The 11979-nt window shown below is 73.5% G+C and carries 9 protein-coding genes; 7 read left to right on the top strand and 2 right to left on the bottom strand.

Annotated elements, in window-relative coordinates:
• Positions 1–131 precede the first annotated feature (131 nt).
• Positions 132–1772, top strand: coding sequence for a hypothetical protein (locus ACIOGZ_RS18925; RefSeq protein ID WP_400986515.1), 1641 nt, complete (start codon positions 132–134; stop codon positions 1770–1772).
• A 43-nt stretch (positions 1773–1815) separates the two neighbouring features.
• Here the strand turns inward: ACIOGZ_RS18925 and ACIOGZ_RS18920 are convergent, their stop codons facing one another.
• Positions 1816–2259, bottom strand: a complete 444-nt coding sequence (locus ACIOGZ_RS18920; RefSeq protein WP_363618678.1) for a VOC family protein — start codon at positions 2257–2259, stop codon at positions 1816–1818.
• Positions 2260–2544: 285 nt separating this feature from the next.
• On the opposite strand from ACIOGZ_RS18920, the gene ACIOGZ_RS18915 reads away from it, so the two are divergent.
• A complete protein-coding gene (locus tag ACIOGZ_RS18915) occupies positions 2545–3633 on the top strand; it encodes a hypothetical protein (RefSeq protein ID WP_363580471.1) in 1089 nt (362 codons plus the stop codon).
• A 203-nt stretch (positions 3634–3836) separates the two neighbouring features.
• The gene (locus ACIOGZ_RS18910) at positions 3837–5327 is read left to right on the top strand and encodes an alkaline phosphatase PhoX (protein WP_363580473.1); all 1491 of its coding nucleotides are present in this window, start codon (positions 3837–3839) and stop codon (positions 5325–5327) included.
• Between the two features lie 27 nt (positions 5328–5354).
• On the opposite strand, the gene ACIOGZ_RS18905 is transcribed toward ACIOGZ_RS18910, so the two are convergent.
• The gene (locus tag ACIOGZ_RS18905; RefSeq protein ID WP_363580475.1) at positions 5355–7010 is read right to left on the bottom strand and encodes a helix-turn-helix domain-containing protein; all 1656 of its coding nucleotides are present in this window, start codon (positions 7008–7010) and stop codon (positions 5355–5357) included.
• Positions 7011–7152: 142 nt separating this feature from the next.
• Here ACIOGZ_RS18905 and ACIOGZ_RS18900 point away from each other — a divergent pair, with 142 nt between their 5' ends.
• The 4 genes from ACIOGZ_RS18900 to ACIOGZ_RS18885 all read left to right on the top strand — a co-directional run bounded on the left by ACIOGZ_RS18900 (position 7153) and on the right by ACIOGZ_RS18885 (position 11932).
• A complete protein-coding gene (locus ACIOGZ_RS18900) occupies positions 7153–7749 on the top strand; it encodes a PadR family transcriptional regulator (protein ID WP_363580477.1) in 597 nt (198 codons plus the stop codon).
• A complete protein-coding gene (locus ACIOGZ_RS18895; RefSeq protein ID WP_363580479.1) occupies positions 7746–9011 on the top strand; it encodes an FAD-dependent monooxygenase in 1266 nt (421 codons plus the stop codon). Before ACIOGZ_RS18900 ends, ACIOGZ_RS18895 begins: the two co-directional genes overlap by 4 nt.
• Before the next feature lie 150 nt (positions 9012–9161).
• Positions 9162–10790 carry an L-glutamate gamma-semialdehyde dehydrogenase gene (gene pruA / locus ACIOGZ_RS18890; RefSeq protein WP_400986512.1) on the top strand — a complete coding sequence of 543 codons (1629 nt, stop codon included), beginning with the start codon at positions 9162–9164 and terminating at the stop codon, positions 10788–10790.
• Between the two features lie 212 nt (positions 10791–11002).
• A complete protein-coding gene (locus ACIOGZ_RS18885) occupies positions 11003–11932 on the top strand; it encodes a proline dehydrogenase family protein (RefSeq protein ID WP_363580483.1) in 930 nt (309 codons plus the stop codon).
• The last annotated feature ends 47 nt before the right edge of the window (positions 11933–11979 follow it).

The raw sequence follows: 11979 nt of genomic DNA, 5'->3' as shown, positions 1-11979 counted from the left end.
AGGGTGGGCGCACGGTTGCGGCGCGCGCCCCTTGAGGCCGGGCATCGGGGGTGCCCGGCCTATACGCTGAGGTGGTGGATCGGGACGCTGAGCTGATAGGCGGACCGCTGGCTGAGGGAGAACGCACAACGATGGCCGGACGACGTCGGAAGAACGCCGGGGCTTCGCCGGGGGAGAGTGCGGCCGAGCCGGTTCTGCCCGCCAACCTGGAGCTCCAGGACCTCTACGGGGCGTTCGCCGCGCACGGGCTGGACGGCGAGGACCTGGACGACGCGGCGGTCCTGGTACCGCCGGTGAAGCTGCCCGCCGAGGAGGAGCTGGCCGCCCTGGCGAAGGCCGTGCCGATGTTCGGGTACGCGCTGGCGCTGGCCCGCTGGGCCGCCCCGCACCGGGTGGTGGACGAGTTCGGCGACCTGGTGGAGGAGGACCGGGCTCCCGCGGCGCAGCTGCTGGGCCTGGCCCCCGCCGAGGGGGAGGTGCCGGAGGAGGCGGAGGTCGAGGCGATGCGGGCCTGGTCGCTGGCCTGCGACCTGGACCTGGTGGAGATCGGGACGACGGCGGCCGGTGAGCACGTCGCCGTGCCGGGCCCGGATCTGGAGCCCGCCGAGGAGGGTGACCCGGAGACCGTCCTGGAGCTGTGGCTGACCGCCGCCGGGATCGTCCGGGAGCTGGCCGTGGAGGCCGACTCGCTGCCGGAGGAGGAGGCCGCGCGGGCCGCCGAGGGCGGGGAGGCCGGGGAGGCCGGGGAGGAGGACGAGGACGCCCTGAGCGAGGTCGAGGAGGCCCGGGACGCCGCCGCCGAGCTGCTGGACGAGGCGTTGCAGGTGCTGTACGAGACCACCGCCTTCGCCGATCCGGGCAACGAGACCGTGCCGCTGGGCGTGCTGGCCGCGCTGCTGGTGGTGCCGGAGGGCGAGGAGCCGAGCGAGGAGCTGCTGGGCGACATCACCGATGTGATGGTCGCACTGGACCCGATGCTGGGCGACCTGGCCGAGCTGGGCCTGCTGGAGTACCGGCCGATCGACCCGGAGCTGTTCGACGAGGAGGAGGGCCCGGAGGGCGAGGAGCCCGCCCTCGTCGGCGAGGCGCCGCTGGACGAGGAGGAGTCGGCGCGCTTCGGTCTCGTCCGGCTCACCCCGCTCGGCCAGTACGGCATCCGGCAGTGGCTGCTGGAGGACGGCTACGACGCGCCGCTGGTCGGCGAGCTGGCCCAGGGCGACGCGGCCGAGCTGCTGCGCGCGGTGTGCGAGGCCGCCAACGTGCTGCCGGACGAGGAGCTGCGGGTCTGGATCACCGGCCGGGAGCCGGTGGCGGCGGCGCGCGAGCTGCTGGCGGCGGCGCGCGGCGACGACGCGTACGCCCCGATGCGGCGGATGCTCGGCGTCTCGGCGCTGAACATGCTGGGCACGGCCGCCGAGCCGGCCGCGCGCGACGTACTGGACGACCCCGAGCTGGGCGGCGCCGCCCGGGCCTGGCTGACCTCGAAGGGAGCGACGGACGTGCCGGTGCCGGAGCGGACGATGGCGCTGTGGACGGTGGTCGACACCTTCGCCGCCCAGCTGCTGGACAGCGGCGGCGACGCCGAGCTGCTGCGCGAGCTGATCGCGGACCTGCCGGTGACCGGCAACCCGGCGTCCTACTTCGGCGAGCTCTGGCGGGTCGACCACCCGTACACGGCGGACGTCCTGGAGGCCGTCGGGGAGCTGCACCTGGACCGGGCGGTGGCCAAGGAGGCGCGCAAGGCGGCCTTCAAGGCGCGGTCCAAGGGCTGACGGGCCGACGGGGGGGGCTTCGGCGGGCTGATGGGCGGGCGGGTCAGGGGAGATCCAGGGAGCCGTCCTCGGCGAAGGGGAAGAACGGGTTGTGGGCCAGCTCCCAGAGGTGGCCGTCCGGGTCCTCGAAGTAGCCGGAGTAGCCGCCCCAGCTGGTCGGGACCGGCGGCTTGACCACCACGGCGCCGGCCTCGACCGCCGTCTTCAACGCGGCGTCCACCAGCGCGGGGGACTCCAGGTTCACCGCGAGGGTGACGCCGCGGAAGGCGGGCTCGCCGGTGGCGGGCACGCCCGCGTCGGCGGCCAGCTCCTCGGTGGGGAAGAGGCCGAGCGCCGAGTCGGCGGTGCGGAACCAGACGATCTCCGGGCTGGAGGCGGAGGACCGCCGCCAGCCCAGGCCTTCGTAGAAGCGGGCGCTGCGGTCGAGGTCGGAGACCCCGAGGGTGACGATGCTGATCCGGGCCGGGAAGCTGCTGTCTGCTGTCATGCCGCCAGGGTAGGGAGGGCGGCTGACAACCGCGCCTCCTGACACGGCCCGTGCCCGTTGGCGACCGGGCGTCCCGACGCGGCCTGCGCCGGTGCCCGGCACCCGAGCTGATGACCCGGCAGGTCCCGGGCACTAAGGTGGCGTCGGCGGTGCGGGCGCGAGGACTCGGGGGTGCGGCACAGGATGATGCGGGAGAGTGGCGGCAGGCCCCCGGAGTGGAACGTCGGGCGGACGGACCCTGCGCGCGTCCCGGACCCGAGGAGCAGGGAGGAGCGTCTCGCCGCGGTGGATGACTTCTCCCGCCGGACGGTGGCCGCGGCCGACTTCCCGGTGTACGGCGTCGTCGCGGGGCTGTCGCGCGGGGGCGGCGCGACGGGCGGCTGGGGCGAGGCGCTGGCCGCCTTCGAGACCTCCGGCGGCGAACTCGCCTGGGTCGAGGTGCAGTCCGGCGACTGGAGCTCGGTGGCCGGCCCGTACGTCAGCGTGCGCACCTACCGGCCGGGCGCGGAGCACGGCGAGGACCTGCCCGAGCTGGAGGACGTGGTCGAGGACGAACGGGACCGGGTCTACGACCACCTCGGGGTCGACGAGGGCGACGGGCCGGGCCGGGTGCGGGCGCTGCGCGAGTGGATCACGGTGGACGGCGAGCCGTACCCGGTGGAGGTGCACGAGGACCGGCCGGTGCTCTGGCCGGGCGCGTCGGCCGCCGACGGGGCAGCACCGGTCTGGGCCGGGCGGCTGCGGATCGGCGGCCTGACCGTGACGGTGTGCGGGCGCGGGGTGCCGCCCGGCGGCGTGGAGCTCGGCGGGATCGCGGACTTCGAGCCGTACCTGCGCGGCCGGGCCGAGCTGCTGGGCGAGCTGGCCGCCCGGCGGGCCCGGCAGGTCCCGGTGGAGGAGCGCGAACTGCCGCCCGCCGTCGGGCTGGAGGCGCACCGGGAGCTGATCGCGCAGAGCGTCGCCGAGTCCGCCGCCGTCGAGGCGCAGGTCCGGGCCGGGCGGACGCCGCGGCGCCCGCGCGGGGACGCCTACGAGGTGCGCTGGGAGGTGGCGGTGCGCCAGCAGATGCGGCTCGCCACCGAGACCCGGGAGGAGGCGGTGACGGCGCTGACCGCGATGGTCAACCACCTCAACCGGCTTGCCCGGCACACGCATTGGCTGATCGGCACGCCGGAGGGCGGGGCGGCCGTCGAGGAGGTCGTCCGGTACACGGTGTTCGCCAGCGAGGTGGCGAGCCTGCCGGCGCAGCGGGCCTGGGAGCAGCTCTGGCGGGAGCGGCGGGGCGGCGGGCCGGAGGTCTGGGAGGAGCACCGGCTCGCCGAGCAGCTGTGGTTGTCGGCCTGGGAGCAGTGGCGGACGACGCGGTCGGGGTGACCCTCGGCAGGTGCCGTAGGCAAAGCGGAGGTCATGTGTCGGTCATCGGTCGGCAAATGGCCGCCTGGGCGTGAGGTGGGCTTCATGCCGGGTTCATCCCCGCGGCGGAGTCTGCTGGTCGTCGACGCCCCGTCTCGACGCCCCGCCCGCCGGCCACCGGGCCCGCCCCCGGTCCGGCGGCCGATTCCTCAGGAGTTGCTGCCATGCCGCTGTCCCGCCGGGACTTCGTCAACCGTTCCACCCTCGTCGGGGCCGGCGTGCTGATCGCCGGCAGCGCGGAGGCGCTGGCCAGCGCTCCGGGCGCGATCGCCGCCCCGGCCGGCGGCGAGCTGCCGGCCGCGTCCGCGACGGGTGACACCGGTGCCGCGCGCGCCGCCGTCGGCTACGGCCCGCTGGTGCAGGACCCGGCCGGGCTGCTGTCGCTGCCCAAGGGCTTCGCGTACAAGGTCGTCAACCGCGCCGGCGTCACCCGGCTGCGCACCGGCGAGTTCACCCCGAGCAACCACGACGGCACCTCCGCCTTCGAGGACGAGCGCGGCGGCAACCTGCTGGTCGTCAACCACGAGCTGTCCGGTGCCCGCGCCAACTGGCCGTACCCGGTGCCGCTGACCGAGGGCCACGTCTACGACCCGGGCGCGGCCGGCGGCTGCACCATCGTGCACGCCAAGCGGAACGGCTCGGTCGAGCAGTGGGTCGGCATCGCCGGCACCTCCACCAACTGCGCGGGCGGCGTGACCCCGTGGGGCACCTGGCTGTCCGGCGAGGAGACCGAGGACAAGGCCGGCAAGAACGGCTTCACCAAGGACCACGGGTACATCTTCGAGGTCGACCCGTTCGACGACGACTACAACCGCGACCCGCAGCCGGTGAAGGCCTTCGGCCGGTACGCGCACGAGGCCGTCGTGGTGGACCCGAAGCGCGGCCACGTCTACCTGACCGAGGACGCCTCGAACCCCAACGGCCTGCTGTTCCGCTGGACCCCGCCGGCCGGCTTCAAGCACGGCCGCTACCAGCTGCGCAAGCTGGCCGCCGACGCGGGCGTGCTGGAGGCCTTCAAGGTCTTCGACTCCCAGGGCAAGTTCGTCGACGACCTCTCCCGCGCCACCAAGGTCGGCACCACCTACGGCGCGGACTGGGTCAAGGTTCAGGACCGCGACGCCAGGACCGTCTCGGTCCGCAAGCAGTTCAAGGACGGCGAGGTCACCCGTGCCCGCAAGCTGGAGGGCATGTGGTGGGGTGACGGCGGCTTCTACTTCGTCTCCAGCTTCGCCCGCTCGGAGAGCCCGGTGCAGCACGACGGCCAGGTCTGGTTCTACAACCCGACCCGCCGCACCATCACCCTGAAGGTGCTGCTCGGCGTCAACACCGACGTCTGGGGCGACCACGACAACTTCGACGGCCCGGACAACATCACCGTCTCGCCGTACGGCGGCATCGTGATCGCCGAGGACGGCGAGGGCGTGTCGCACCTGTTCGGCGCCACCGAGGACGGGCTGACCTACTCCGTCGCCCGCAACGAGCTGAACATCGGCACCGCCGAGAAGCCGGAGTTCAGCGAGTTCACCGGGGTGACCTTCTCGGACGACGGCAAGACCCTCTTCGCCAACATCCAGACCCCGGGCATCCAGCTGGCCATCACCGGCCCGTGGCACCGGCTGAACGAGCACAAGCGCGGCCAGGGCTACGGCGAGTGAGCCACTGAGAGTCGAGGCTGCCCGCGGTCATTCGTCCGCGGGCAGCCTCAGTTGCAGCATCGCCAGCAGGCGCTGCTGCGGCTGGGCGAGGTCGATGCCGGTCAACTGCTCGGCGCGGCGCACCCGGTAGCGCAGGGTGTTGGGGTGGATGTGCAGGGCGTCCGCGGCGACCCGGACCTCGCCGAGCGCGTCCAGCCAGGCCAGCACCGACTCGGCGAGCCGGGTGCCGTGCCGGCGGTCGTACGCGGCGAGCGCGGTGAGCCGGGGGTCGCGCAGGCCGGAGCGCTCCTGGAGCAGCGCGAGCATCTCACTGACCAGCACCTCGGCCTGGACGTCGATCAGCGCCGCCACGTCGAGGTCCACCCCGCCGCGGCCCATCGCGTCCAGGATGCGGTCCGCCTGCGCGCGGGAGTCCGGCACCTGGGCCAGGCCGTCCACGGTCGAGCCGATCGCGGCGCGCAGCGGGACGCCGAGGTGCTCCCGGGCGGCCGCCACCACCTCGTCCGCCCAGCCGCGCACGGTGGCCATCGGCAGGCCGGGCGGGAGTTCGGGCAGCAGCACGTACACCCGGGACTCGATCGGGGCGAGCAGTGCGGTGCGGTGTCGGGCGGCGGCGTGCACCGAGATCAGGCCGGTGACGTCGGAGCGGTGCAGCGCCTCGGTGGTGTGCGCGCTGTAGGCGAGCACGGTGGCCGGGCGCCGCAGGTCCAGCCCCAGGTGGGTGGCGAGCGACTGCGGGCCGGTGGAGCCCTCCAGCAGGCCGGTGAGCAGCGTCCGGGTGAGTCGCGTGTCGGCGGACAACTCGCGTCGGCGGCGCACCAGTTGGGCGGCGGCCACCCGGGCGGCGCCGACCAGGGCCTGATCGGCGAGCGGCGCCAGCGGCTGCGCCCCCTCCTGCACCCAGATGGTGCCGAGCGGCTGCGCCCCGGCCCGGATGCCGATCGCCAGGCGGCGGCGCAGGCCGAGTTCGGGGTGCGGTTCGACCGCGATCGGGGCGTCCGAGGTGCGCAGGTGCTGGAAGATGCCCCACTCGCGGAGCTTGGACAGGTACGGCTCGGGGCCCTGCCAGCCGAGGATGGAGAGCCGGCGCAGGTCGTCGACCTCGTCCGAGTCGGAGGAGCGGGAGTACGCCAGCACCCGGCTGGAGGTGTCCTCGATCGAGACGATGCCGTTGGTGAGCACGGCGACGGTCTGCGCGAGGGAGAAGAGGTCGCCCGCGTTGGGTTCGGGGGCGCCGGGGGTGTCCGGGGCGTCCGGGCCGGCGATGATCGCGCGGGCCAGCGAGTCGAGGTGCTCCCAGCGGGTCTCGCGGCGGACCGAGAGCAGGGCGACGCCCGCCTCGGTAGCGGCCTCGCGCAGTGCGTCCGCCTGGCCGGGGCCGTCCAGTTTGACCGCGACCGCCGCGGCGCCGGCCCGTCCGGCGGCACGCAGGGCGGGGAGGGCGGCGCGGCCGCGGGCGCCGATCGCGAGGACGAGTTCGCCGGGGGCGGCGGTCGGCGGGTCCTCCGGGTCGAGGATCGCGACGTCGCGGACCGGGACGTCCAGGCCCTGCGGGGCGGCCTGGAGTTCGACCAGGGGTTCGCCGAGGGACATCAGCAGCCGGCGGAGCGGGAGGCCGGAGGTGGGCGGGAGGCCGGGGACGGGCGGGAGTCCGGGGGTGGCGGGGAGGCCGGGGGTCGTCATCGGGCCTCCTTCATCCGCTCGGACAATGCCGTGTGGTTGATTTTAGCCGGGCGGACAGAGTCGTGGCCCGGCTTTCGTAAATAGTTGACTCTGACTATTCAGGATTGGATAGTCAGTACTGACCAAGAGATGAGGACGTCTCGTGGCGAAGCGACGCAAGGTGTCGAACCCGCTGGCCCTCGCGGTCCTGGCCGAACTCGTGGCCGGGCCGATGCACCCGTACGAGATGGGGCGCCGGCTCAAGGAGCACGGCAAGGACCGCAACATCAAGTACAACCGCAGCTCGCTGTACATGGTCGTGGAGCAACTGCGGAAGGCCGGGTTCGTCGCCGAACAGGAGACCGTCCGCGACACCCAGCGACCGGAGCGCACCGTCTACGCCGTCACCCCCGAGGGCCGGGCGGAGCTCACCGACTGGATGCGCGAACTCGTCGCCGAACCGCAGCACGAGTACCCCGCGTTCGGGGTCGCGCTGTCGCTGCTCATGGTGGTCCCGCCGGCCGAGGCCGTGGAACTGCTGGAACAGCGGCGGGCCGCGCTGGCCGCCGAGGTGACGGGCATCCGGGCGGCCCTGCGGAAGGCCTCGGACGACGGCGTGGCCTGGATCTTCCTGATCGAGGAGGAGCACCGGGTCGGCGCGCTGGAGGCCGAGGGCCGCTTCGTCGAGCACCTCGTCGGTCGACTCAAGGAGCCGGAGTTCATCCGGACCTGGCACGAGATCTTCGGGAGCCTGGAATGAGTACGAGCAACGGGGAGAAGAGGGCCCTCGTCATCGGCGGCGGGATCGCCGGGCCGGTGACGGCACTGGCCCTGCGCAAGGCCGGCGTCGAAGCCGTCGTCTTCGAGGCCTACGAGTCCTCCGCCGAGGGCATCGGCGGCACCTTCATGATCGCCCCCAACGGGCTCGACGCCCTGGCGACCGTCGGGCTCGGGGCGGAGGTCGGCGCGATCGGGCAGCCGATCGGCCCGATGCTGATCGAGGACGGCCGGGGCGGCGTGCTGGCCGAGTTCGCCGGCCTCCCCGACCTGCCGCCCGGCCGGGTCATGCGCCGCGCCGAACTGTACGAGGTGCTCCAGCGGCGGCTGCGCGAGAGCGGCATCGAAGTCCGGTACGGCAAACGGCTGGTCGGCGCCGAGGAGGGCGCCGACGGCATCACCGCCCGCTTCGCCGACGGCGACACCGCCACCGGCGACCTGCTGATCGGCACCGACGGCACCCGCTCCACCGTCCGCACCCTGATCGACCCGGCCGCACCCGGTGCGCGGTACACCGGCCTGCTCGGCGTCGGCGGCTACAGCCCGCACCGGCTGCCCGGCCGGGCCGGACACGGCGAGACCATGCACTTCGCCAACGGCGCCCGCGCCTTCTTCGGCTACTGGGGGCTGCCGGACGGCGCCGGGACGGCCTGGTTCAGCAACATCCCGCAGCCCGATCAGCTGACCGCCGAACAGGTCCGCGCCGTCAGCCCGGAGCAGTGGCTGCGCCGGGTCCGCGACCTGCACGCCGACGACCTGCCCGCCCGGGACGTGCTGCGCGAGGCCGCCGCCGACACCGTCGAGGTCTTCCCGCGGCTGGAGATCATGCCGTCCGTCCCGCACTGGTACCGCGGCCGGATGGTGCTGGTCGGCGACTGCGCGCACGCCCCCTCCAACAGCTCCGGCCAGGGCGTCTCGCTGGCCGTCGAGAGCGCCGTCGAACTCGCCCGCTGCCTGCGGGACCTGCCCGACCACACCGCCGCCTTCGCCGCCTACGAGGCGCTGCGCCGGCCCCGGGTCGAGAAGATCGCGGCCGACGCGGCGCGCACCAACAACCAGAAGTCCTCCGGGCCGGTCGGCCGGGCGCTGTTCCGGCTGCTCGCGCCGATCGCGATGCGGACCTTCCTGAGCCCGGAGAAGATGCTCCGCCCGGTGCACGGCCACCGGATCGACTGGGACCGGCCGGTGCTCCCGGTGGCCTCCGGCGCGACGGGCCGGCAACGGCGCGCCGTGATTGCGCCGTGACCCCTTCGTCGGGCCGGACAACGCCGTACGGGGGAATTTAGCCTTCCGGCCAATCAAGTGGCCCCAGGGGCAGGAATAGCGTTCGTGCTGTGGCCGACGTGCGACCCGCGCCGGCATCCCCCCGCATCAACGAAGGAGAGCGTGCGCTCTATGGACGCTGTGACCCAGGTCCCCGCGCCGGTGAACGAGCCGGTCCACAGCTACGCCCCGGGCAGCCCGGAACGGGCCCGTCTGGAGGCCAAGCTGAAGGAGCTGGGCGGCCAGGAGCCGGTCCAGCTGACCATGACGATCAACGGTGAGCGCCGCATGGGCGGCGGCGCCGAGATCCACGTCGTCCAGCCGCACAACCACGCGGCGAGGCTCGGCACCCTGCGCAACGCCACCCAGGCCGACGCGCAGGAGGCCATCGACACTGCCCTGGCCGCGGCCCCGGCCTGGCAGGCGCTCTCCTTCGACTCCCGCGCCGCGATCTTCCTCAAGGCCGCCGACCTGCTGGCCGGCCCCTGGCGCGAGACCCTGGCCGCCGCCACCATGCTCGGCCAGTCCAAGACCGCCCAGCAGGCCGAGATCGACACGCCCTGCGAGCTGGTCGACTTCCTGCGCTTCAACGTGCACTTCGCCCGCCAGATCATGGCCGAGCAGCCGATCTCCTCGGACGGCGTGTGGAACCGCAGCGACCACCGCCCGCTGGAGGGCTTCGTCTACGCGATCACCCCGTTCAACTTCACCGCGATCGCCGGCAACCTGCCGACCGCGCCCGCGCTGATGGGCAACGTGGTGCTCTGGAAGCCGTCCCCGACCCAGCAGTACTCCGCGCACCTGCTGATGCAGCTGCTGGAGGAGGCCGGCCTGCCCAAGGGCGTCATCAACATGGTGACCGGCGACGGCCTGGACGTCTCCGCCGTGGCGCTCAAGCACCCGGCGCTGGCCGGCATCCACTTCACCGGCTCCACCGCCACCTTCCAGCACCTGTGGCGCTCCGTCGGCGAGAACATCGCCGGCTACCGCACCTACCCGCGGATCGTCGGCGAGACCGGCGGCAAGGACTTCCTGGTCGCCCACCCGTCCGCCGACCCGGCCGTGCTGAAGACCGCGATGACCCGCGGCGCCTTCGAGTTCCAGGGCCAGAAGTGCTCGGCGCTCTCCCGCGCCTACGTCCCGGCCTCGATCTGGGCCGGCCTCAAGGACGAGTTCGCCGCCGAGGTCGAGGGCCTCACCATGGGCGACGTCACCGACCTGGCGAACTTCATGTCCGCCGTCATCGACGACCGTGCCTTCGCCAAGAACAAGGCCGCCATCGACCGCGCCCAGGCCGACCCCGCGGTCGAGGTCCTGGCCGGCGGCACCTACGACGACTCGGTCGGCTACTTCGTCCGCCCGACCGTCCTGGTCTGCGAGGACCCGGCGTCCGAGTACTTCCGCGAGGAGTACTTCGGCCCGATCCTCGCCGTGCACGTCTACCAGGACGACAAGTACGACGAGATGCTGGCCCAGATGGAGTCGGCCTCCGCCTACGGCCTGACCGGCGCGATCATCGCCCAGGACCGCGCGGCCGCCCAGGACGCCATGCACAAGCTGCGCTTCGCGGCCGGCAACTTCTACATCAACGACAAGCCGACCGGCGCCATCGTCGGCCAGCAGCCCTTCGGCGGCGGCCGGGCCTCCGGCACCAACGACAAGGCCGGTGCCAAGCAGAACCTGGCGCGGTGGACCTCGACCCGCTCGGTCAAGGAGACCTTCGTCCCGCCGACGGACTACCGCTACCCGCACATGGGCTGAGTGCCCCTCCCGACCGTTCCGGTCGCCTGACCGTCCAGGTCACGTGGCCGCGTCGGTCACCTGACCACTCCGGTCGCCTGACCACTCGGTCACCCGCGACGCCCGGCCCCGCAGCCGGGCGCCGCCCGCCGGGGCGGCGGTGTCACATACCCGCCGCCCGCCGCCCCGGCCCCCTTCTGCCACCCTTAGAAGCACCAGCTCCAGGAGTCACGATGCTCCGTTCCGCCCTTCTCGCGGCCTCCCGGTCGCCGCAGGTCCGCACCGTGGTCGAGAAGTTCCCGCCGACCCACGCGATAGTCGAGCGCTTCGTCGCCGGTGACGTCCTCGACGACGCCGTCACCGCGACCGACGACCTGATCGCCACCGGCCGCAAGGTCACCCTGGACCACCTCGGCGAGGACACCCAGGACGCCGCCCAGGCCGCCGGCACCGCCGAGGCCTACGAGCACCTGCTCAAGGCGCTCAAGGAGACCGGCCTCGCGGCCGGCGCCGAGGTGTCGGTCAAGCTGTCGGCCGTCGGCCAGTTCCTCCCGGTGGACGGCGAGAAGATCGCGCTGGAGAACGCCCGCCGCATCTGCGAGGCCGCCGCCGACGCCGGCACCACGGTGACCCTCGACATGGAGGATCACACCACCACCGACTCCACCCTCGGCATCGCGCGCGAGCTGCGGGCGGACTTCCCCTGGCTGGGCGTCGTGCTCCAGGCCTACCTGCGCCGCACCGAGGCCGACTGCCGCGAGTTCTCCGGCCCCGGCTCGCGCGTGCGCCTGTGCAAGGGCGCCTACAAGGAGCCCGAGTCGGTCGCCTTCCAGGGCAAGCACGAGGTCGACCTCGCGTACGTCCGCGCGCTCAAGGTCCTGATGGCCGGCGAGGGCTACCCGATGATCGCCTCGCACGACCCCAACATGATCAAGATCGCCGGCCAGCTCGCCCAGTGGAACGGCCGCAAGCGCGACTCCTTCGAGTACCAGATGCTGTTCGGCATCCGCCCCGAGGAGCAGCTGCGCCTCGCCGGCGAGGGCAACACCATGCGCGTGTACCTGCCCTACGGCCAGGAGTGGTACGGCTACTTCATGCGCCGCCTCGCCGAGCGCCCGGCCAACCTCACCTTCTTCCTGCGCGCCATGGCCACCCGCGGCTGACCCGCGCGCACCCGCACGACGACGGCCCGCACCCCCGGTGGAAGGGG

Origin of the sequence: Kitasatospora sp. NPDC088160 (genome assembly GCF_044741445.1) — a bacterium.
Classification (GTDB): domain Bacteria; phylum Actinomycetota; class Actinomycetes; order Streptomycetales; family Streptomycetaceae; genus Kitasatospora.
The sequence above is the reverse complement of the archived record's forward strand: the minus strand, read 5'-3'. Positions and strand labels throughout refer to the sequence as shown.